Source organism: Candidatus Babeliales bacterium, from assembly GCA_041660205.1.
Taxonomy (GTDB): domain Bacteria; phylum Babelota; class Babeliae; order Babelales; family Chromulinivoraceae; genus JACPFN01.
Window position 1 is genome coordinate 77,223 of record JBAZWT010000004.1, and the last position, 21,776, is coordinate 98,998.

The following is a 21,776-nucleotide window of genomic DNA, read 5'->3' on the forward strand; positions in this document are numbered from 1 at the left end:
AACTGTCAAAAAAAACGTACTATGTATATCAGCGTAAAGTAGATTTTTAAAGGTTTTTTGTCATGCTTAATCATCAAGAATTAGTTGCCCAACTTGATAAAGTTAGTAAAGAGTTGAGTACAAAGTTTGCTCAGCAAAAAGACATTGCGCGTAAAGTCTGGGAGTCGATAAAGCAAGACCAAGATCTTTGCAAAAATTTACAATCAAAAAAATGGTCTATGTTGGTTCCTAGCTGGAATGGACTTATTGGATTTTCCAAAAATATTGAATCAGTGTCGCTGCCGTACGCAGTTCTTGCAGTTGATGGATCACAAATTTATTACGATAAACATCAAGGACCAGCTTGTTACTTAATTAATGTTGGATCAGTTTTGCTTTGTTATGGAACCGAAAAAAGTTCAGTTGAAATGTCTTCGCAGCCATTGGTGGTTGTGAGTTCTGATCTTGAGTCTGGATCGCAAAGTGCTGAGGTTGTTAACGGGCAGCGTGAAGAATTCGAATTAAAGGCTGCTGTTGAAAAATCAACAAAATATGTAAGCGGGCACGCTGTACCATTTGTTTGTCTGTTTGACGGAACACTTATTTTTTCAAATGTAGATATTTCGCGTAGTGATGAAAAACAAAGTTTTTTACAAAGTTATTTTGCGCAGCTCCATGAATTGTCTGAGAAAAAGATAGTTCATGCTGGATATATTAGTTTTCCTCGAGCAAAAGAATTAGTGAATGTTTTGAAAATAGTTTTATCTGGGTACGACGAAAAAAACATGCATGGTTTGAACGTTTTAGATGGTTTGACCGATATGGACGTTGCTTCCTATTTTTTGAAATCTGGACAGCGTTCAATTATTTTTCAAAGTAAAGCTGCGATAGCGTATGCATACCCAAAACATTTGAAACCATATTTTTGTTACATGCATGTAGGTTTTGAAATTGTGCGACTTGAATTTCCACAGTGGATAGCGTGTGATGAAAATCTAGTAGATTTTATTTGCAGCATAGCTTTAGACCAGGCTCAAAAAGGAAAAGGGTATCCGGTTTGTTTGTTTGAAGCGCATGAGCAAGCGGTGATCAAGGCTATGGATCGTGAATTTTTCTATATCATGATTCAAAAAATGACTCAAAAACATGAAGGATCTTATCGATCTTCATATAAAAGCATGAAAAAAGCTCAAGTTCCTGTGTAAATCTTTTTTTAATAAAGTATAATTAGTGAGTCTATAAGGACAAATTTTGTTTATCCAGGGGGGATTTCATGAGAAAATTATTATTTTTGTCGTTTTGTTTTTTGAGTTTGAATGTTTGTGGTTCTCAAGTAAGTTCGGGATCAGATTATGCTTTCACTGCAGAACTTAACGATACGCAAAATCATTTCAGGATGTTGCAAAAAGACTGTTTAAATCGAAAAAGTATAATAAATTCAGGTAGTCTGACAGAAGACAGTTTACAACGTCATCTTGTTACCTTGGGTAAGAAAGAAACTGAACTTGTATACTTGCGAAATAAAGAAATTATCAACCAGGGCTCTGCAAGCCAAGAATTACAAGAGCTTTTTGATAAACAACGTGCTGCTGTGAAAAGCATTAGAGAATTAAAAAAATTATTAGCTGATCCAGGTTTGTTGTCAGATGAAAGAGATAAATTAGAAAATACAAAAACAGAAGCGTATGATCAGGCACTTTGCTGGGGAATGATGTTTTATATTCAGCACGAATCAAAATAATTTCAATGAAGATCTCAAGTCATATTTCTTTTTTGACTAAGATTTTTGGTGTTTTTTTTGTAAAGTCTTTTTTTCAGAAAATTCTTATGTTAAGGTTGTTCATGCGTCGTCGTGTGGGGACATTGCTTTATTCTGAAATTACTTATATAGTTACTTGCATAAGTTTATAGATTTCTCATAAATCATTGAAAAATAAAAGTCATTACTATTAAAAGGAGCTTGGATGGACAGAGGTTTTAGGTTAAGTGTAGTTTTTTGTGGGCTAATGAACACAGCTTTCATTGTTTCTAGTTACGGTGAGCAAATTCGTAAAGAAAAAGCTCAAGTTTTAACTGCAACTACTTTTGTCGCATCTCAAATTATTTCACCTACTGATTGTACAACTGGTGGAACACCAAAGCAGCCAACTCCATCTCCTAAAGCAAATAAAGATTTTTGCGATGTTTCATTTGATAAATCTGTCGATGATTTATTTGGCAATTCTGCTTTATCTAGAAATTCATCTGTGCGTGATTTTTATCCTCGCGTTCCTGTTTCTTCTGCTGCAGTTTCACCTACTTCAACTGAAGGTAAATTTGACAGCGTGGAATCATCACCTTCATTAACACCAGCTTTAAATTTTAGCGTTTCGCCATCAACAACTTCGTTGCCAGAATTGGATCTTATTAAACCGGCAGAAGATTGTACAACTGGTGGAACACCAAAGCAGCCAACTCCATCTCCTAAAAAAAGATAAGAACTGAATTTAATAAAAAGGGTCGTGTAAAACACGACCCTTTTTTGTTGAGAATTTTATAGTAAAAAATCAGCCTAAGAATTTTTTGAAAATTGAACTGATGAATCCATCTTGATGATCGGTGACATCGGTACCGAGTTGCGAGGCAAATAGATCAAGAGATTCTTTTTGCTCGGCAGTTAATTTTTTTGGAATGTGGCATTGCGTAATAATAATCAAATTGCCTGTTCCAAACCCTTTTAATTTGGTAAAGCCTTTACCAGCGACAATAATCTTTTCGCCGACAGGGCAACCTTTTGGAACTTTAACTGATATTTTTGTGCCATCGATGTTTTCAATTTCAATTTGACAGCCAAGAACCAATTGAGGATAGGTCAACATTAAATTACTTATTAAATCACTGTCGATGCGATGGAATTTTTTATCAGGAGTGATTTTAATTTTTAAGAATAAATCTCCGCTCGGACCTCCATAAATTCCAGCATCACCTTTTTGAGCAATGCGCAGTTCAGCCCCATCAAAAATTCCTTGAGGAATAGTGACTGAAAATCTTTCAAATTCTTGTTTTCTTGATTGACCTTTGCAATTTGGGCAAGGATTTTTAATGCTGTATCCTTGACCATGGCAAGCGTGACACGGTTGCGAAACAGCAAAGAAACCTTGTTGATATCTAACTTGGCCTGCGCCTTTACATTGAGCACACGTTACAACATCAGTTTTATTTTTAAAACCTTGATGGTTACATTCACTGCATGCAAAAGCATGATAGTAAGAAATTTCTTTTTTTGTACCAAGATATGCATCTTTAAGAGTTAAGGTAACTTCTTGAGCTAAATCATGACCTCTTTGCGGAGTCGGTCCGCTTTTTTTACGTCGAGGAGCACCTTGACCAAAAATATCTCCAAAATCAGCTCCACCAAACATATCACCAAAGTTTTTAAAGATATCATCCATGTTTGTATGCTGACCACCGCCACTTTGCATGTTTTGATAACCATCGTGACCAAATTGATCGTACTGCGCACGTTTTTTTTCATCTGAAATAATTTCGTAGGCTGATGCAGCCTCTTTGAACATTTCTTCAGCTTCTTTATTGCCAGGGTTTCGATCTGGATGATATTTCATTGCGAGTTTACGATAAGCTTTTTTGATTTCAGCAAGATCTGCTGTTTTGCTGACACCTAAAATGTCATAATAATTTTTTTTGCTCATAGTGATTTTTTTGGAGTATGAAGTTTAAAGTAACCTTTATCAAGTACACTTTTATAGTATACCAAAAAATTATATCGGACCAAATTATCTCTATAAAATAAGACTGTCCGCAGAAATAAATTCTACGGGCAACTTTCTGCCCACAGAACGAATTCTATGGGCAATTTCTCTGCCCACAGCAGTAAGTCCTGCAGGCAATTTTATTTTTTAATTAAGAGGGGTAAAACAAGTTGGCTTAGCTTTTACGCTGCCTAGCCTATGATACCACCTTCCTTTTTTTTAGAATGATAGCTGCAAATCGATTGTATTTTACTACCTTCTAACTTGCTTTCGCTTCATCCATATAAGAAGAATACCTTACTTACAAAGCAAAAAACAAGGGTTTTTTAAAATTAATAAAAAAAAGTCCACCGTTGCACGTATGGATCGTCTAATATGAAGGTAGGGACTGCTGGAAAAAGTCCTGCTGATTGCAAAGATTCAATAATAATTGTATCAATCGTAGGTTCGCCACTTTCTTTAATAATCTGTACATCTAGTAGCTTTCCTTTACGATCGACAGTGGTTACAAAGGTGAGTTGTTTGTTTCTTCTATACTGCATAATTCGAGCTTTAGGATGAGTGTTGATAGAGCCATTCATAGTATTAGCAAATTGATTTAAATAGGTGATGTTTTTTAGGCTTTGTCCATCAGGTATTGCAGATGTGTTGCCGTGTTGAATGAGACATTCAGTATTTCCTACATTGTTCAAAAACTTATTAAATCCAAGTTGGAGGTCTTTTAAAGACATTGTTTGTTTTGGAACAAATTGGTACGGATCGATACTGGATGGCTGCGATGGTATTACTGTTGAATCAAGTGATGTTGATTCAGATGATTTTGATACCTGTTCTTGCTCAATTGAAGCATCTTGTGCTTCGGCAGTTTCTATGTCTGTTTTAGCCCCGTCATACAGATTTGCTGCATCCTTACTTAATTTTTTACGTAATTCTTTTTTTTCAACAGCCTGCTGCGGTTTTGAGGCAGGAGTTTTATTAGGTTCTGGCTGAGGAGTTAATTTCTTTTCTTTGTTCTCGTCATCCTTGGGTGTAACCCGAGGATCCAGTGATGAAGACTCTTTAGCCTTTGGGACTTCTTGTGGTTTTTGCCCTTCTGCGTTTGATAGTTGATCGGTGATGTTTTGTAAGTCTAAACCTTGTCGTCCAGGGATTAACGTATGAATTAAAGCAGGTTCTTCTGGCTTAACTGGCTTTTCAACTGGTTTTTCAATCGATTTTTCTGGAAGGGGACTACTTTTTTCAACTTTTGTGCTTTGGGCTATTGGCTTTTTGATTTGATCGAGCATCATCGTTGCTGATTTTTTTTCTTGTTGAGACATTAAAAAATGATCATCAGGTCTTTTTGTAGTAGTTGTGGTGCGATAATCATCGATGTGTAGCACGATACTTATCAAAGTAAGTAACATGTGAAACAGGATTGAAGCTATAATCCATATTAAAATAGGATGAGTAGTTTCTTTTTTATGTTCTTCGTTACGCTCCTTCAAAGTGCTCCTTTTTATAGCAAGAAAGGCTTCATCCTCGCGAAGGCGGGGATCCATTCATTTTTTCTGTTTTACAGTGTACTGCAAAATAGGAGAATAAATCTACAGAGGTTTAAAAGAAAAAGAACTTTTAGATTTGACGATAGTAAGAGTAGGATTTATTTGATGTTGATTATGCTTGCTTGATCGCAAAAAACGAATAATTTCATGAAATAATGCGGTGCTTGGGTTGCAAACAGTTTTATTTTCAATGATCAAGTTGAGCAAAATTCGGTGCTGTAAAACCGCATGAAGATTTAGAAATTGTTGGCAGTCAATTCCATGAGCAGTTTTTAGGCTGTCTAAGGTTTGCGTTGTGACTTGTTTTAAGAAATCGTCAGTGTTTTGCATATGGTCTATGCAAGAAATAATGTTATCGTGTAGACGTGTGTCGATAGAATCGAGCATTGGAGTGAGATTTTTTCTAATGCGATTACGCAAAAAGCTGGTGTCACTATTTGTGTAGTCGTTTAAAAACTGGACATTGTTGCAAGCTAAATAATCTAAAATTTCTTGTTTTTTAATGTGTAAAAGTGGTCGAAGGTACAAGCCGTCATGCATGCGCATGCTGCCAAGTCCTGCCACAGAACTACCTCGTGCCAGTCTGATAAAAAAGGTTTCGATTTGATCGTCTTGGTGATGCGCAAGGGCGATATGGTTTGCTTGAAATGTTTGAACGCATTGCTCAAAAAAATAACGACGAGCGTTTCTTGCCATTTCTTCTTTTGAACCGTTGAATTTAGCTATAAAATCGAGATCAGATAATTTTTTGGAAACAAAAGTAATATTGAGCTCTTTGCAAAATTGCATGCACCATGCCTCATCTTGAGCTGACTCTGGACGCCACTGGTGGTCAAGGTGGGCAGCAATTAATGTAAGGTTACGGCTTGTTTTTAAACTGTTTAAAAAAAGGAGGAGGCAGACTGAGTCTGGACCTCCTGAAAAGCCTACAATGATTGTTGAATTGTGGGGAATGTTGTTGCTGATTAATTCGTGGGTAATCATTTAAGAGCCATAATTCCTAAGTTGATCATATCTTTGCAGACAGAAGATGTATTTTGGCAAACAATTGAGTTGATGCCTAATTTTTCTGCAGCTTGAGTGTTGTTTGTCTCATCATCAACAAAAGCACACTGTGAGCAGTCTAAGTTATATTTTTCAAGTAGTCGTTTGTACAATTCTGGATTTGGTTTACCCATGTTTTCTTGACCAGAGATCATGATCCCCTCAAACTGACTGAAAAGCTCTGCATGTTGCTTTTTGAGTAATGTAAAAGATTCATTATCCCAGTTTGAAAGTACGTATAATTTGTATCCATTCTTTTTCAATTTCTTTACCAAATCGACCATTGGTTTGATAGGCGTTTGAGAATTGGCAAAAGTTGCTGGATCAAACATAAGGCGTGAAATACTTCTAAAAAGGTTTTTGACAGAATCGCTATGACGACTTTTTCTAATCTGTCTTAACACCTCTAGTCTGACTTGATTGCTTGGTCGTCCTGTCATCCAATCAACCATAATTTGGGGTAATTTTTTGCCCTCATTGTACATAGATTCAGTTGTTTTAGCAGGGACTTTATCAAGCAGGTTAAATAATTCTTGCTTAATGTTAAGTCCGATCATGTAATACAAAAGTGTCGGATTTTTAAGTATCGTTGGAGCAATAGTACTAACTTTAGCACCTGTTGAAGTGGTAAAAAGCACACCTCCAAGGTCAAAAATTACCGCTTTATACTGGCTATGTTGAGCCGGTACAATTTGCAGCGACGTTGGCTGATTTTTTGCAGCAACGATAAAAAATGTGCCTAAAATCGCAACAAGCCAACAAGCTACGCTGCGTTTTTTCGTAGAAAACAAAGTTTTAAAATTCATCATATTTACCCCTAATTTTCGTTAAGATTCTTAGTTGTTTTAAGGGTATCAAAAGTGGGGGGAAACGCAATTGGGTAGGGGTTTTTTACGCCTTTTGCGCAAGGTGCTGTTGACGGATATAGGTAGGATGATACTCTAGAGCATATGAAAATTAATATGTATCGAGGAAATTGTATGAAAAAATTATTACTTTGTTTTGCCCTTTTAGGCGCTTCAAACATGAGTTATTCTATGAATTTTGTTGAGTTTAGTAGGTTTGCAAGCACTTTTTCTTTTCGTGATGTTACAGGGACAGGGGATATTATTGTTGGTTATCCATGGGTCCCATTTGCAACCAATGATTCTATATCCGCAGGTTTTAGGATTAGCCCTAAAGGTATATTCACAGGAGCTACCTTTAAACAACGTACTTTTTTAGTAGGTTTATCAAATCGAGCAATTATAGCAGCTATCGTCATAAGCGGTGGTTTGTATGTAGCCTATAAAGCCTACTGTAGCAAAAAACAAAAATCGAAATCTGACGAAGAAGAATCGATTTAATTTTTAAAATTTACAAAAAAGATAGGGCACCTTTAAAAACGCCCTATCTTTTTACTTAAATCTAAAAGTTAGATGTCGAGATTTTTTACAAATCGACCATTTTTTTCGATAAATTTGCGACGTCCTGAAACGTCATCACCCATCAATGTTGAGAACCATGAATCTGCTTCGAGTCCATCTTCAATTGAAACCTGGAGCAATGCACGAGTCTTAGGATCCATTGCTGTTTCCCATAGTTGGTCAGGATTCATTTCACCCAGACCTTTGTATCGTTGGATGCTCATGTGAGGTTTTGACAATTGAATTAAAGCTACGATCAGTGACATGATTCCTTTGCTTGTGATCGATTTTTCTTTTTCAAGTAAATTCCAAGAATCTTGTTCGAGAAGTAAAATTGGGTTGAGCATTTTTACTAATTCTTGAACTTCTTCTGAACTGAAAAAATCTAACGAAACGTTCCAAGAAAAATTTGATCTGACAAAAGTTAGTTCAATTTTTTGTTGTTCGATGGTAGATAAAGGTTTTTTTCTTGACGGCTTAATAACCGGAACTTCATCGACTTCAGTTTCATCAATCTCAATTTCATCAATTTCAGTTTCATCTTGTTCTTGTACGTCTTCAAGATCTTTGATTACTTCTTCTTCATCGCTGCCTAAATCATCATTTTGTGTGCTCACTGAAATGACGAAATCTGTGAAGTATGGTTGCAACGTTTTGATAAGTGCATCGAAATCAGAAAGGTCTTTAATGCTGTTTTGTGCTAAGCATAAAGCTAAGCTGTGACAGTGACGGTATTCAAGATTAAATCGTGAACTGATGACATGATTTTTATTTTCATATGCCAAAAGATTATCAAGCAGTTGTTTCCACTCTGCTTGAGAGAAAGATTTTTCTTTACTTGTAAATTCAACAGCAGACATAGCCCAGTCAAACATGAATGCTCGAAGGCTTGAATCATCTTTAAGGTATTGAGATAATTTGCCAATTTTTGCTTTGTAGAGTGGCGGCTGCGCGATGTACAAATAACCTTTTTCAATGAGTGGCTTCATGTAGCGGAAGAAAAAGGTAAGAAGCAGTGTTCGAATGTGCGATCCGTCGACGTCAGCATCCGTCATTAAAATAATTTTATGATATCGCACTTCAGTGCAGTCAAATTCTTGTTGGCCTGGATGACAACCAACTGCAGCGATCAAGTTTTTGATCTCTTCGTTGGCAAGCATTTTATCAAGTCGTGCTTTTTCAACGTTTAAAATTTTACCTTTGAGTGGCAAGATTGCTTGAGCAAAACGGTCGCGTGCTTGTTTTGCAGATCCGCCCGCAGAATCTCCCTCAACAATGAATAGCTCAGAGTCTTTAGGATCTTCATTTGAACAGTCAGCAAGTTTTCCAGGAAGTACTGATCCTTCTAAAACTGATTTTCTTCGCGTGATATCCCGAGCTCGTTTTGCGGCTTCGCGTGCACGTTTAGAAAGCTCAGCTTTCATCAGAATTTTTTTAGCAACGCTTGGATTTTCTTCAAAATATTCATCAAGTTTTGCAAACGTCCAAGAATCAACAAGACCTTTGATTTCGTTGTTGCCTAGTTTTGTTTTTGTTTGACCTTCAAATTGTGGCTCTGGAACTTTAATGCTAATGACGCATACAAGTCCTTCGCGGACATCTTCGCTGGAATATGATTCGTTACCCTTGAGTGTTTTTAGTGTGAAACCACGTTTATTACAAGCTTTTGTAAGCGCAGATTTAAAACCACTAACGTGAGTACCACCTTCAACGGTGTTGATGTTGTTTACAAATGAGAAAATTTGTTCTGCGTAGCCATCGTTGTATTGCATTGCGAGTTCAAGAATGTATTTTTCATCTTCATGACGAACGGAGATGATGTCGTTGAACAAAGGCGTTTTTTTGCTGTTGATTGATTCAACAAACGATTCAATTCCACCTTCATACAAAAACAAATGTTCTTTATTTGTTGTTTGATCGACAATGCTAATGCGTAAATTTTTATTTAAAAACGCGAGTTCGCGTAGACGCGCTGAAAGCACATCAAAGCTAAATTCTGTTGTTTCTTGAAATATTTCTGGATCAGGAATAAATGTGACTTTGGTACCATGTTTTTTCGTTGATCCTGCTTCTTTTATAGGAGCAAGAGGAATTCCTTTTGAGTATGTTTGTTTGTAAATTTTTCCATCTTTATATATTTCAAGTTGAAGATCGATGGAAAGTGCGTTTACAACAGAGATACCAACACCGTGCAAACCACCAGAATATTTGTATGAATCTTTGTCAAATTTACCACCAGCATGAAGCTTAGTAAGTACGACTTGAGCTGCAGAAACTTTTTCAGTTGGATGCATGTCGACAGGAATACCACGTCCGTTATCTTCAACAAACGAACCGTTGGTGTGTAAAATGACTTCGATATTGTCACAGTGTCCACCGAGTGCTTCATCCACAGAGTTATCTACAACTTCATAGACAAGGTGATGGAGCCCTTGAGGTCCTGTGTTGCCAATATACATAGCAGGTCGTTTTCGAACGGCCTCTAGACCTTCCATAACTCTAATGGATTGGGCGCTATATTGATTTTCTTTTTTGTTTGACGGATTGTCAGATTTATCTGCCACAAGGATCCCCTGAATATTTTTTTTAAGAAGGTTTACTTTTCGTCGAAAAAAGATTTATTTCATATACAATAGAGTAAATATTTTCATGCTTTTTAAGTTTAGTAAAGAAATGAAAAAATTCCAATCTTTTCATTGGTCGTCGACAAAGTGTTATTCTTGGGGAGTTTTTTGAAGTGAACGATTTATATTTTATGAACCTTGCTTACGAGCAAGCACGTAAGGCTATGGCAATCAACGAAGTTCCGATCGGTGCCGTTTTGGTGGATAAAAATGGTGTCGTGCTCGCTCGTGGATACAATCAAGTTGAAAAAAAACAGACACAACTTGCTCATGCAGAAATTTCCGTACTTCAAAAGATTACAAAAAGAAATATGAATTGGCGATTGTCGTCAGTAACTTTATATGTTACGCTGCAACCCTGCTTAATGTGCCTTGGTGCTCTCTATCTTTCAAGAGTTTCTCGTGTTGTCTATGGTGTACCGTCTACTAAATATGGTATACCTCTTGATCAGGGCATTCAGTTAGGCATTTATAAAAACCTTGGAACTAAAATTGAATGTATGAACTATGAAAAGGCAAAAGATATTTTACGATTATTTTTTCAAAAAAAAAGGAATGTGAAGCATGGTAACTAAATTAGAGCTTGAAAAAATCAAGCAAGATCTTGTAGCTCGTAAGCTTGAGATTGAACAAGAATTGCAAAATTTATCCAATGAAAAAATGGTTGATGGATTGTCGCAAGATGATGGTGATCAAGTTGTGACATTAACAATGGAGTCGCTGCGCCAGTCTTTGCAAGATACTGAATACAATGAATATACAAATATTGTTGCTGCACTTGCTTCTATTGATGCAGGGACGTATGGAACATGCCAAGAATGTCATGAACGAATTTCTGAAAATCGCTTAAAATATAATCCAAACGCACGTCGTTGTTTGAATTGTCAGGAAAAGTCAGAAAAAGGTCTGGTTTAAATAAAAGTCTATATAACAAGGAGAGGCTGGTATGAAAAAAAGATTTGTTGGGTTGATGGCGTTGCTGACTTGTTTGTCTTTAGGGCTTGTTGGTCATGAATTTGATATTGAGCCTATTTCAAGCCCTGATTTACGTAGCGAGCGTGATCTTTTTATGAGATCTCATAGCTTTGCTGATCAAGGTTCTGATTTTTTATCTAACGAATTTGATAAAGAAGAACAAGCTTACAAAGATCAAAATACGCAAACACTGTTTTTTCATGCAACGTTTATGGATGAAGTGATTGGATATATTTCATTTGATGCTTCTGGTGACCATAAAGTGCATGTACGACATTTGGCTATAGATCCAGAAATGTATGAGCCAGCTTTGATTAAAGAATTATTGTTTACTGTTTTCCAGGTGGTGCCACAAGTCGGCTTTATCTCGTTAGTTGCTAACTTGCAGCAAGTTGACGTTTTGCAATTGCTTGAAGAGCTTGGTTTTGAGTTTGCTTGTGAGCATCAAGATGGAATTTTTTGTACATATGAATTATTTGTGAATAATAAATGTAAAATTTGTGATGTTTTATATGGTCCATCCTTTTGGTATGGCAATGGAGATGAGTGGGATTCGGGCTCATATGTTACCATCCAGGAGGCTTTTTCGGAGGCAGATGATAACGCTGGTAACGAGTAACCCTTAACGTGGCGATAAAAGCTCTAGTATCTTTGACTTTTTCAAGGACTCTAGTATCATAAAAGCTATATTGTGAATTAGTATTAAATTTAAAAGTTAACTCTATTAATCGGAAGAAAGGCCTACTTTTTATGGCACAAGCTCCAGCTTCTACAAAGAAAACAGCAAAAGCGCCAGCTTTAAAAGCAACATCTATTAAACCAAAACGAGTAAAGGCTATTGCAAATAAACCTTTTTCTCAAGGCACTGGCAGAAGAAAATCAGCTGTTGCTCGAGTATTGCTTAGAAAAGGCAACGGTCAAATTCTGATTAACGGTAAATCATTCGAAGAATATTTTACAGTTCCTGCATCACGAGACGCTTGCCAAGCATCATTCATAACAGCTCCAGCTACTTCAGGCATGACAGCTGACATCAAAGTTTCTGGCGGCGGATTTAGTTCTCAAGCAGTTGCGGCACAACTCGGTATCGCTCGAGCGCTTCTATTGTTTGATGAAACACTAAGACCCGAACTAAGAAAACTTGGCTTTTTAACCGTTGATTCTCGCGTTAAAGAACGTAAAAAATACGGTCAAAAAGGCGCTCGTGCAAAGTTCCAATTTACAAAAAGATAAAGAATTTTTGGCAGTTAATGCAAAAAGAGCACTCGAAAGAGTGCTCTTTTTTTTGATTGTTTTATAAGATTCTTGAATGTTTTGATTCATTTTTCGTACGTTGCCACAAATCTCTATTTTTCCACATGTAGCAAGTATAGGAATAACAATGAAAATAAGAATTATTTTATATTCGTTAATTAGTTTATGTATCGTGGCAAGTGACGATTCTGCTCGTAGGATAGATCCAAAGAACTTAACGATTCAAATAGTACCCTTTGTAATTGGAAGAGTGAGATTGGAAAGACCTATGACGCCGATAAGGACTGTGGTCGAAGAAATTCAATTGGAAGAAGAGGTATGGAAGCTACGACCTGAAAATAAGCTAGGACCTATTAGAACAAGCGCTCAATCTTGCGACTCTGTACGCAAGCAAGCGCTGATGGCATTTGCAGAACGCAAAGTTCAGGCGGTGCTTGAAGACAAGGTAAGAAAGGATGTGTTTGAAATTATGCGACAAAAATATTTAGTGAGATTGGAGCAAGTTTTTGACACAAATCATTCTGTATCTTCAATCGTATCATCTGAAGTTGCGTCAGATAGAAGAATGTAGTCTCATACGGTGCAAACCAAGTAACTATATAAAAAAAGCATTTGAACAGTGATTATTTTAGTAGACAGTTGAGCGTGTACATAATTCATTATAGGCAGACAGTGTTATTATTTCTCTTTGCTCCCAAGAATTTTTTTCACCAGCATTATTAAAGCTTGCAATGTGTTCATCGCTTAAATATTGAGCTGGCAATGTATATGATTTTTCAAATGCATTGGTTTTTATTTTTACGGTGTTTATTGTAGGAAGTAAGTCATTATTGTTTGCTGTAAGATCACTCAGTTGCTTAAGACATTGATTAGAGTTTTCAATTGATTCATCATCAATCTGTAAACCTTGAAAAGTTGTTGCAACGTTAGTTACCTGTACATAAGAATCAACAAGTTTATTTTTTACATTGTGCTCAGCGTAAGCAGGGGCATACAATATTGGCGTGCCTTTATTGGTACCAAAAAAAAGCCAACTTCTACTAACTTTTACAAGCCATGTTGCAGGATCGTTATCTATAACAAGATACTTATGAAATTCTTGTTTTTGTTCATTAACCTGTTTGCAGGTAGTGAGCTCATAAGGCAAACAATACATAATTTTTTGTGTTATAAAATTTCGTTGTGCCATACATAATCGGGCTGTAGTTGCTTGTGTTGTTGACCGCATTGTGTTTGGTAATATTCGATGCATAGCATTCAAATTTTCAACAGCCAAAAAATTCATAATTGTTAAAAATCTGCAGAAATTTTTAAGAGAAATCACTTGATATCCTTTTCATGGTAGACGTTATTTTGATACATGTTTCAAAGCATGCATTAAAGCTTATCTGACTTTGTAAAAAAAATCATGAAAAAGTTGATAATTTATAAGTTGGATCTTATTGATGATAAACAGAAGTTATGGTAAAAAAGAATGCGAACATCGAAATTGATGCAATCGAGAGATAAATTCTATATTTTGTTTTATGTTTCACGTTAAAAAATCTTTGTGTTGAGTTTGACGACGGTACTGAGTAGGTTCATTCAAGGTACTCTTTTGACTTATATTGTCAACTTTTACGCTTGTGCTACAGTGTCAAAAGTATCGTTTTTAGGCATTTTTTCAAGTCACTTGGGAGAGAGTATGACATTTTTAATGCGTCGACTTATCATGTTTTTTTTAGTTTTTGAGGTAGTTGTCTTCTTTGTGCTATATTGTTTTGGACCAAAGGGTCTGACAATGTTAGTTGATTTGCGCAAACAACAGCAGCAAACACGAATCGATATCTGTACCATACAAAAAGAAATTAAAACTTTGCAGAGCGATATTGAAATGAACTTCAGCGATTTTGCAAAAGAAAAAATAGCGCGAGAAAAATTGTTAATGAAAAAAGATCAAGAACAAGTTTATTTTAAAACTAAGGTGAAATAATGTTTACTGTGCCAAAACTTTCTTATTCATACGATGCATTGCTTCCATACATTGACGCACAAACCATGGAAATTCATATTACCAAGCATCATCAAGCATACGTTGATAATTTAAACAAAGCGTTATTGCCTTATCCTGAGCTGCAAAAATTGAGCCTTGAAGCTCTTTTAACTGGCATAGAGTCTTTACCAGATGCTATTAAAACAGCAGTCAGAAATAATGCTGGCGGTCACTACAATCACACACTTTTCTGGGAAATGATGAAACCAAGTGCAGATATGAAACAAGGTTTGCTCATTGCAGAAATTCAAAAAAAATTCGGAACGTATCAAGCATTTAAAGATCAGTTTGAAACTGCTGCAAAGACTCGCTTTGGAAGTGGATGGGCTTGGTTAGTTTTAAATAAGTCTGGTGATTTAGAAGTTTTTTCTACAGCAAATCAAGATGCTCCATTGATGCAAGGATCTGTACCGCTTCTTGGACTTGATGTGTGGGAACATGCTTATTATTTGCATTATCAAAATCGTCGACCTGACTACATCGCAGCGTGGTGGAATGTCGTTAATTGGGAATTTGTTGAAGAGCGTTATCGCGCTGTTATTGGAAAATAGTTTAGATGAAATTTATTGCTGATTTTCATATTCATTCAAAGTATTCACACGCAACTTCAAAATTTATGGATCTTGTGTCACTCAGTACCTGGGGCCAGCTTAAAGGTATTGGCGTGATGGGAACTGGTGATTTTACACATCCGATCTGGCAACAAGAATTAAAAACGCAATTGCAAGAAGTTGAGCCAGGGTTGTTTGAGCTGAAGTCTGAATATCAAAAAATAATTACGTCACAAGTGACTGCGTCACAAGTATATGAGTCGTGTAAAGTTAACGCGTTATCGCCTCATCGTTTTATGTTGTCTTCTGAGGTGAGTACCGTTTTTAAACGTAACGGACGCTGCTATCGAACTCATAGTATTATTCTAGCACCATCATTTCAGGCAGTTGACGCTATAACTAAAGAGTTAGAAAAAATTGGCAATATTACATCTGATGGTCGACCAATTTTGGGTTGCGACGCGGCCGACATTGTTAAAATTGTTTTAAATGCTTCTGAAGATTGCATGGTAATTCCTGCACATATTTGGACTCCATGGTACGGACTTTTAGGATCGAAGTCAGGTTTCAATTCAGTTCATGAAGCTTTTGGCTATCTTACGCAGCACATCTATGCTGTCGAAAAAGGGTTGTCTTCTAATTTTTTAATGAACGCACAACTCTCCGAGCTCGATAAGTTTGCTCTCTTGTGTAATTCTGATGCGCATAGCTTGCAAAATTTAGGCCGGGAAGCCAACTTACTCGACACTGATTTGTCATACGCCGGAATCACAAACGCGTTGCGTAAAAATGATAAAAATGAGCTCGTTGCAGGAATTGAATTTTTTCCTGAACGGGGAAAATATTATGGAGATGGGCACCGGGCATGCGGTGTTTATTTAACTCCTCAGCAAACGGTTGCATGCGGTGGCATCTGCCCAGTTTGTCATAAGCCTGTGACGATTGGAGTTTTAAATCGAGTAAATCAATTGGCTGATCGAACGGTTGAGCAGGCGCAAGAATTTGTGAGAAAACGATATCAAGTGGTTCCTTTATTTGATGTTATTTCTCATGAACTAAAGCAAGCAGATACGAGTCAAAAAGTTCAGAAAATGTATCATCAAATGCTGCAACAAGTTGGACCTGAATTTTATATACTTTTAAAAGCTTCAATCCAGCAGATTGAGCAAGCATCAACTCCCGGCATTGCTCAAGCCATTGCTAAAATTAGATCGGGAGATATTGTCATTTTGCCAGGGTATGATGGAGTATATGGTCAGGTACAATTTTAATTCATTTCTTGTGAATTCGTCAAAAAAAATGAATCAGGTATAATAAAAAGCATAAGAGCTGATTTTTCATTATTTGGAAGTAAAAACCCATGGAATCAAAAAATAAACCGGTTGACGGATTACAAGATTATCTAGGTCATGTTTCGCAAGAGCATGAAGTTCGTGTAGCTAAAGTTAAAACAATGCGCGAGCAAGGTGTTAACCCTTGGCCATCTTTAAAACACTCAACAACAACATCAAAAAATATTCTTGAATCATTTGCAGAAGGCGACACAACAGTGTATCAACTTGTTGGCCGTGTCATGACTGTGCGTTTGCATGGAAAAGCTGCATTCGTACATCTGCAAGATGAAGCAGGTAAGTTGCAACTTTACATTAAAGAAGATTTAGTTGGAGCTCAGGCATTTTCTCAGTTTGAGCAATTTGTTGATATTGGTGATATTTTATGGGTCCAAGGAACTGTTTTTAAAACGCAACGTGGTGAAATTTCACTACGAGTTTCACAGTGGAGCTTACAAAGTAAATGTTTGCATCCGCTTCCAGAAAAATTTCATGGACTTACTGATGTTGAAGTTCGTTATCGTCAACGCTACCTTGATTTAATTTGTAACGCTGATAGCAAAAATTTACTTATTAAACGTTCACTCGTTGTTCAAGCGGTGCGTGATTTTTTAAGTCAACGTCATTATCTTGAAGTTGAAACTCCAATGTTGCACCCAATTCCTGGTGGTGCTGCGGCAAAACCATTTGTTACGCATCATAATGCACTTGGCCAAGATTTTTATTTACGTATTGCTCCAGAGCTTTATTTAAAACGGTTGGTCGTTGGCGGCCTTGACCGTGTGTTTGAAGTAAATCGAAATTTCCGTAATGAAGGTATTTCTACAAAACATAACCCAGAATTTACGATGCTTGAATGCTACACAGCGCATCAAGATATTAATTACGCAATGGATTTAATCGAATCTTTGACACAGTTTGTCATGCAAAAGATTGGCGCGAAACTCAAAGTGCAGTTTGGCGATCATACTCTTGATTTTTCAAAACCATTTGAACGTATCTCGCTTCATGATGCTGTTAAAAAATATAACAATTTATCAGACGGCGATGTAACCGAAGAAAATATTGATGCGATTTTAAAATCTAAAAGAATTGCTCCAAGAAAATCAGACATGAACCTTCAAGAAAAAATCTACCTCTTGTTTGAAGAAACGGTTGAATCACAACTGATTACTCCAACGTTTGTTACCGGATTTCCGATAGAAGTATCGCCGCTTGCCAAACGTGATCCAAACAATTCAGATCTTGCATCGCGAGCAGAATTGTTTGTAGCTGGCCTGGAATTGGCAAATTTATTTGATGAGTTAAATGATCCTTTTGATCAAGCAGAGCGTTTCCATGAGCAAGTAAAAGCTCAAGCAGCTGGTGACGCAGAAGCTCATCATTATGATGCTGATTTTATTTTAGCTCTCGAGCATGGACTACCACCAACAGTTGGTTTTGGTATTGGCATTGATCGTATGGTGATGCTACTTACAGGAACAACATCCATTAAAGATGTGATTTTATTTCCAACATTGAAAAAGAAATAATAATCTGAAATTTAAATAATAAAAAAGCCCGCTGGTACAATGCCAGCGGGCTTTTTTTAAAGTAAGTTTAAAAAACTTAACCTTTTAGGTTTTTGCCAATATCAGTGAACGTTTTAAATGTTCCTAAAATATCTAAGTCTTTTGCTTTTGGATATCGTTTTTCAAAAGTATGTTCAACCAAATGTTGGATTATTTCAAACATCTCATTGAGCTGCTCATTTGTTAATGAATTTTGGTTAGCGCTATAAGAAGCTGCAAGTTCATCAAATGCTGCAGCAAATTCTTCTGGAACATGGCTACGATGTGTTGACCAATTTTCTAAAAATTTGATCATAGTGTTCATGCGAATATTTGATTCAATGTATCCACAGTATGATTGGTACGCTACGCCAGAAATAACTAATCCAGCTAAGTGTCCAGCAAGATCAAAAGAAGCTTCTCTTGTTGATCCCTTGGCTGTCTCTTTATTTATCTTATCTATCTCTTTATTCGTGTGGAATAATAGAATTTCTTCTGTATTAGTTACGTGTTTTATGGGTTCTACTGCTGCTTTTACGACTACAGGTTTGCTTTGAGGATTAATAAAATTGCATATTCCTGTACGTGCTAAGAAAAGTGCACCAGCAATAGCCATGAAAGCTTGAGCATTGCTTGAAGCTTGTTTTAATTCATTTGCAGGTTTGACAACGAATAAATATTCAAGATATTTCCATGAACTATCCCGTTGAGTTTCATAGCATTTAATTTTTGAGTCGGTCGATAGACTTGGAACTATTTGTGAAGTGATGCCAGCAAGCAAAAGGCCTGACAGCATGAATTTACTTCCTAGTGAGCATTGTTTTACAGTCATAAAACTCCTTTGTTAAAGTATGATTTTGTTTACCATGAAAAATATATCATAGGTTGTTTTTTTTGCTACATGAGAATTGAAAACCAAATTCTTTATTTTTAAAAAATTATTTTGTAGCTTGGATGAGGTAGTTTGAAATTGTGTTAAAAAAGGAAAAAAATGAGATTGAAGACGTATAAAAATATATGGTATTTGAGCTTGGGGCTGCTAGCTCAGCCGTCTGTTCAAGCTGTGCAAGATACACCTATGGATAGTTTGGTCAAAGCATCAAATGGCCTTAATGCTTTAATAGCTAAGGCGCAAGCAGAAGGTGCAAATCCTCCTCTTTCACTGCAACAGCAAACGCAATACGTTGCATGGCTTAAGCAGTTTAAAAGTGATGTTAGTGTTCTTAAGAATCAAGGCGATGATGTTTCGCAGCTTGAGCAAGTTTATCTGCCGCGATATTATGATTGGGCATATGGCGACAGTGACAACAATGACGGTTTAATCACGAATAAAAAACTTTTGGCAGAGCTTTCGCAAACAGTTGCTGCAGGTCAAAAATCTGATGAGACTTTACAGCCAAAAGATCAAGCTTTCGATAAGCTTCGAGCTGCAAAAATGAAAGAAATTTACAGTAATGTTCAAAATCATGCTTTAAAGGCAGAGGAAGCATTTACTGCGCAGGTTACGTCTCAATTAAAAAGTCTTGGATCATATTCGAAGAAAAACACTCAAGAATTTACCGATTATCTTTCTCAGGCACGTCGTAGCTTTGAAGGATCGATGCGTACCGCTAAAATGTCAGCATATGCACAGTATTATTCTTTTTTAGAAAAGAATGGTAAGCAGTCGGATGATCCTCGTGATGTTACTTCAGATGAGAAGTACCTGTTCGACGGAGTGGAAACAATTACCCAAGAAGCAATATTACATGTTCGTGCATTAATTCTTGATATGACATCAGCCGCTGTAAAGGCTGACATGGGACTTCAGGTAGCAGAAGCGTTAAAAGAGTCTGAGGCTCAAGCTAAAAAAGATTATGACGCACAGCTTGCCCAAAACGTACAAGAATTAGATAGATCATGGTGGGATGATGTTAAAGCACTTGGTGGAACACTGTTAGGTGAGTTTGCTGATAGATTCCCAGAGGAGCTAAAAAAAGAAGTAATTAAACAAGGAAAAGATGCTGCTATTAAATTTGGTGGAGAGGTAGTTAAAGAAGCTACAAAAAAAATTGTTGAGCCTGTAAGTGAGCAATTATCTGGTTTATCTGGAAAATTGGAAAACGAAACTATTTCGCAATTATATAATGATCATGGCGATTTTGCTTTAAAAGCATTGAAAAAAGCTATTAAAATAGTAAACCCGGTTATAGATAAACCGCTGCCAACTGAAACGGTACAGGTACAATCTGGTGTCGGTTTAAGTGATGATGAGAATACTTTTTTAGCAAATCGTATGTCAAAAGTTCAAAAAGTTTTAAAAGCTGAGTTTGATATTGATAAGCCGCTTCGTATAGCATTTTGTTGTAGCGGTGGTGGTAACCGAGCAATGGTCGGTACAATCGGTATGCTTATTGCTGCAGCTAATCACAAATTCTTAGATGCGTCAGTATATTTGGCTGGTCTTTCAGGTTCTACATGGACTATTGTTCCGTGGAGTTACCTGTATTTAAAAAACAGTTTTAAATCAAAAGATTTTGCCACTACTTTAACACAAGTGCGTGATAGTTTTGCGCCGGCTTTGCAAGGTGCAGGAATGCTTAAACCGCCATACTTAAAATCTGATGTGACGAGTGCATTTTCTCGAATTATATCTTCACGTTTTGCATACAATCAGCATCTTTCTGCTGTTGATATTTTTGGTTCTTTGGTTGGAAATTATGCTTTAAATTTAGCAGGAAGTAATCGTCTCAGTGTAGCTTGGTCATCGATTACTGTTGCAGCTAAGGCAGGAAGAATTCCTTTACCGCTTGGTTCTGCTGCATTTAATTCAGGAATAAAAGCTGACTCAAAATCAGACATTGGATCTTTGTATGAATGGTTTGAAACAAGTCCGTTTCAGGCTGGAAGTACTGTTTTAGGTTATATTCCAATTCGATGGTTTGGCTCAGAATTTAAAGATGGAAAACTTGTTTCTGAATTTATCTGTCCAGAATATCCAATCAGTTTTTATTTAGGTGTGTACGGCTCAGCTTTTGGTTTATCACTGCATGACGTTGTTGAAAAAGGACTTCCAGAAACATCATTTAATGTAAATGGTGTAAAAGTTGAAGTTCCTGTGGACCTGTGGGTTAGAGAAATTATCCAGGAAAGTTTTGGAAAAGATGCGGGTGCTGCTCGGTCTGGAAAAGTTCATGCACGGTTCCCGAACTATTCAGTAGGAGTTGGACGTAGTATTTTACAAAATGAAAAAGAGTTTGGATTGTTTGATGGTGGAATTGCATTCAATTTCCCTCTACCGCTCCTACTTGATAGACCTGAACGAGCAATTGACGTTATTATTATTTACGATTCTAATCCTGGAGATGTTCCAGTATTTAAAACTGCTGAAAAATATTTTAAACGTAAAAATATTGCTATTCCTGATTTGTCTTCGGTAACAACTGGTGATAGTAAAAAGGCAAAAGAAAATTTATTGAAATCAGTAATGACTGTGTTTAATGATCCAAGAACAGTGTCTTATAATCCAAAAGTACCAACATTTATTTATTTCCCAACTCGTCCGCCAATTGATATTTCAAAAGCTCCGTTTACGACTGCAAACTTTGGATACAGTGCGCAAGATATTACAACTCTTGCAGGAGACATGGAAAAAGCTTTTGAGTCTCAAGTTCCTGCTATGAAAAACATTTTGAAAATGGTAGCAGAAATACGACATGGAAAAAAAGGAATGGCAAAGCCAATTGTTAAAAAGATAG

At 36.6% G+C, this 21,776-nt stretch carries 21 protein-coding genes; 14 read left to right on the plus strand and 7 right to left on the minus strand.

What is annotated here, in order from left to right; genetic code table 11:
- Window positions 1–62 precede the first annotated feature (62 nt).
- The 3 genes from WC747_02275 to WC747_02285 all read left to right on the plus strand — a co-directional run bounded on the left by WC747_02275 (window position 63) and on the right by WC747_02285 (window position 2,456).
- Window positions 63–1,184 carry a DNA double-strand break repair nuclease NurA gene (locus tag WC747_02275; GenBank protein MFA5998815.1) on the plus strand — a complete coding sequence of 374 codons (1,122 nt, stop codon included), beginning with the start codon at window positions 63–65 and terminating at the stop codon, window positions 1,182–1,184.
- A gap of 68 nt (window positions 1,185–1,252) precedes the next feature.
- Window positions 1,253–1,720, plus strand: a complete 468-nt coding sequence (locus WC747_02280) for a hypothetical protein (GenBank protein MFA5998816.1) — start codon at window positions 1,253–1,255, stop codon at window positions 1,718–1,720.
- 265 nt (window positions 1,721–1,985) lie between these two features.
- Window positions 1,986–2,456 carry a hypothetical protein gene (locus WC747_02285; protein ID MFA5998817.1) on the plus strand — a complete coding sequence of 157 codons (471 nt, stop codon included), beginning with the start codon at window positions 1,986–1,988 and terminating at the stop codon, window positions 2,454–2,456.
- A 69-nt stretch (window positions 2,457–2,525) separates the two neighbouring features.
- On the opposite strand, the gene dnaJ is transcribed toward WC747_02285, so the two are convergent.
- The 4 genes from dnaJ to WC747_02305 form a co-directional block, all read right to left on the minus strand.
- Window positions 2,526–3,668, minus strand: a complete 1,143-nt coding sequence (dnaJ, locus tag WC747_02290; GenBank protein MFA5998818.1) for a molecular chaperone DnaJ — start codon at window positions 3,666–3,668, stop codon at window positions 2,526–2,528.
- Window positions 3,669–4,060: 392 nt separating this feature from the next.
- Window positions 4,061–5,215: a TonB C-terminal domain-containing protein gene (locus WC747_02295; protein ID MFA5998819.1), complete on the minus strand. Its 1,155-nt coding sequence runs from the start codon at window positions 5,213–5,215 to the stop codon at window positions 4,061–4,063.
- A gap of 99 nt (window positions 5,216–5,314) precedes the next feature.
- The gene (gene tilS / locus WC747_02300) at window positions 5,315–6,256 is read right to left on the minus strand and encodes a tRNA lysidine(34) synthetase TilS (protein MFA5998820.1); all 942 of its coding nucleotides are present in this window, start codon (window positions 6,254–6,256) and stop codon (window positions 5,315–5,317) included.
- Complete coding sequence (locus tag WC747_02305) at window positions 6,253–7,125, minus strand: HAD family phosphatase (GenBank protein ID MFA5998821.1); 873 nt, start codon at window positions 7,123–7,125, stop codon at window positions 6,253–6,255. The genes tilS and WC747_02305 overlap by 4 nt, the downstream gene beginning before the upstream one ends.
- A 171-nt stretch (window positions 7,126–7,296) precedes the next feature.
- On the opposite strand from WC747_02305, the gene WC747_02310 reads away from it, so the two are divergent.
- On the plus strand, window positions 7,297–7,662 hold the full coding sequence (locus WC747_02310) for a hypothetical protein (GenBank protein MFA5998822.1): 366 nt from the start codon (window positions 7,297–7,299) through the stop codon (window positions 7,660–7,662).
- A 68-nt stretch (window positions 7,663–7,730) separates the two neighbouring features.
- Here the strand turns inward: WC747_02310 and gyrB are convergent, their stop codons facing one another.
- Window positions 7,731–10,286: a DNA topoisomerase (ATP-hydrolyzing) subunit B gene (gyrB, locus tag WC747_02315; GenBank protein MFA5998823.1), complete on the minus strand. Its 2,556-nt coding sequence runs from the start codon at window positions 10,284–10,286 to the stop codon at window positions 7,731–7,733.
- A 173-nt stretch (window positions 10,287–10,459) separates the two neighbouring features.
- On the opposite strand from gyrB, the gene WC747_02320 reads away from it, so the two are divergent.
- The 5 genes from WC747_02320 to WC747_02340 all read left to right on the plus strand — a co-directional run bounded on the left by WC747_02320 (window position 10,460) and on the right by WC747_02340 (window position 13,146).
- The gene (locus tag WC747_02320) at window positions 10,460–10,921 is read left to right on the plus strand and encodes a nucleoside deaminase (protein MFA5998824.1); all 462 of its coding nucleotides are present in this window, start codon (window positions 10,460–10,462) and stop codon (window positions 10,919–10,921) included.
- Window positions 10,911–11,261, plus strand: coding sequence for a TraR/DksA C4-type zinc finger protein (locus tag WC747_02325; GenBank protein MFA5998825.1), 351 nt, complete (start codon window positions 10,911–10,913; stop codon window positions 11,259–11,261). Before WC747_02320 ends, WC747_02325 begins: the two co-directional genes overlap by 11 nt.
- A gap of 31 nt (window positions 11,262–11,292) precedes the next feature.
- Complete coding sequence (locus tag WC747_02330; protein ID MFA5998826.1) at window positions 11,293–11,940, plus strand: GNAT family N-acetyltransferase; 648 nt, start codon at window positions 11,293–11,295, stop codon at window positions 11,938–11,940.
- Window positions 11,941–12,071: 131 nt separating this feature from the next.
- Window positions 12,072–12,554 (plus strand): 30S ribosomal protein S9, encoded by a 483-nt coding sequence (rpsI, locus tag WC747_02335; GenBank protein MFA5998827.1) that lies wholly within the window; start codon window positions 12,072–12,074, stop codon window positions 12,552–12,554.
- A 289-nt stretch (window positions 12,555–12,843) separates the two neighbouring features.
- Entirely contained in the window at window positions 12,844–13,146 is a 303-nt protein-coding gene (locus WC747_02340) for a hypothetical protein (protein ID MFA5998828.1), read from the plus strand.
- A 57-nt stretch (window positions 13,147–13,203) separates the two neighbouring features.
- Here the strand turns inward: WC747_02340 and WC747_02345 are convergent, their stop codons facing one another.
- Entirely contained in the window at window positions 13,204–13,899 is a 696-nt protein-coding gene (locus tag WC747_02345; GenBank protein ID MFA5998829.1) for a hypothetical protein, read from the minus strand.
- Window positions 13,900–14,259: 360 nt separating this feature from the next.
- Here WC747_02345 and WC747_02350 point away from each other — a divergent pair, with 360 nt between their 5' ends.
- From WC747_02350 to lysS, 4 genes are all read left to right on the plus strand, one after another.
- Window positions 14,260–14,547: a septum formation initiator family protein gene (locus tag WC747_02350; GenBank protein ID MFA5998830.1), complete on the plus strand. Its 288-nt coding sequence runs from the start codon at window positions 14,260–14,262 to the stop codon at window positions 14,545–14,547.
- The gene (locus WC747_02355) at window positions 14,544–15,158 is read left to right on the plus strand and encodes a superoxide dismutase (GenBank protein MFA5998831.1); all 615 of its coding nucleotides are present in this window, start codon (window positions 14,544–14,546) and stop codon (window positions 15,156–15,158) included. Before WC747_02350 ends, WC747_02355 begins: the two co-directional genes overlap by 4 nt.
- Before the next feature lie 5 nt (window positions 15,159–15,163).
- Window positions 15,164–16,429: an endonuclease Q family protein gene (locus tag WC747_02360; GenBank protein ID MFA5998832.1), complete on the plus strand. Its 1,266-nt coding sequence runs from the start codon at window positions 15,164–15,166 to the stop codon at window positions 16,427–16,429.
- An 89-nt stretch (window positions 16,430–16,518) separates the two neighbouring features.
- A complete protein-coding gene (lysS, locus tag WC747_02365) occupies window positions 16,519–18,021 on the plus strand; it encodes a lysine--tRNA ligase (protein MFA5998833.1) in 1,503 nt (500 codons plus the stop codon).
- Window positions 18,022–18,097: 76 nt separating this feature from the next.
- On the opposite strand, the gene WC747_02370 is transcribed toward lysS, so the two are convergent.
- On the minus strand, window positions 18,098–18,871 hold the full coding sequence (locus WC747_02370) for a hypothetical protein (protein MFA5998834.1): 774 nt from the start codon (window positions 18,869–18,871) through the stop codon (window positions 18,098–18,100).
- A 159-nt stretch (window positions 18,872–19,030) separates the two neighbouring features.
- Here WC747_02370 and WC747_02375 point away from each other — a divergent pair.
- Window positions 19,031–21,776: hypothetical protein (locus WC747_02375; GenBank protein ID MFA5998835.1), on the plus strand; the 2,746-nt coding region annotated here is incomplete at its 3' end.

Coding starts and splice junctions, on each gene's coding strand:
- WC747_02370 (MFA5998834.1), bottom strand. CDS start 18,871: ATGACTGTAAAACAATGCTCACTAGGAAGTAAATTCATGCTGTCAGGC.
- lysS (MFA5998833.1), top strand. CDS start 16,519: ATGGAATCAAAAAATAAACCGGTTGACGGATTACAAGATTATCTAGGT.
- WC747_02275 (MFA5998815.1), top strand. CDS start 63: ATGCTTAATCATCAAGAATTAGTTGCCCAACTTGATAAAGTTAGTAAA.
- WC747_02360 (MFA5998832.1), top strand. CDS start 15,164: ATGAAATTTATTGCTGATTTTCATATTCATTCAAAGTATTCACACGCA.
- WC747_02340 (MFA5998828.1), top strand. CDS start 12,844: ATGACGCCGATAAGGACTGTGGTCGAAGAAATTCAATTGGAAGAAGAG.
- WC747_02330 (MFA5998826.1), top strand. CDS start 11,293: ATGAAAAAAAGATTTGTTGGGTTGATGGCGTTGCTGACTTGTTTGTCT.
- rpsI (MFA5998827.1), top strand. CDS start 12,072: ATGGCACAAGCTCCAGCTTCTACAAAGAAAACAGCAAAAGCGCCAGCT.
- dnaJ (MFA5998818.1), bottom strand. CDS start 3,668: ATGAGCAAAAAAAATTATTATGACATTTTAGGTGTCAGCAAAACAGCA.
- WC747_02285 (MFA5998817.1), top strand. CDS start 1,986: ATGAACACAGCTTTCATTGTTTCTAGTTACGGTGAGCAAATTCGTAAA.
- WC747_02350 (MFA5998830.1), top strand. CDS start 14,260: ATGACATTTTTAATGCGTCGACTTATCATGTTTTTTTTAGTTTTTGAG.
- WC747_02310 (MFA5998822.1), top strand. CDS start 7,297: ATGAAAAAATTATTACTTTGTTTTGCCCTTTTAGGCGCTTCAAACATG.
- WC747_02305 (MFA5998821.1), bottom strand. CDS start 7,125: ATGATGAATTTTAAAACTTTGTTTTCTACGAAAAAACGCAGCGTAGCT.
- tilS (MFA5998820.1), bottom strand. CDS start 6,256: ATGATTACCCACGAATTAATCAGCAACAACATTCCCCACAATTCAACA.
- WC747_02280 (MFA5998816.1), top strand. CDS start 1,253: ATGAGAAAATTATTATTTTTGTCGTTTTGTTTTTTGAGTTTGAATGTT.
- WC747_02325 (MFA5998825.1), top strand. CDS start 10,911: ATGGTAACTAAATTAGAGCTTGAAAAAATCAAGCAAGATCTTGTAGCT.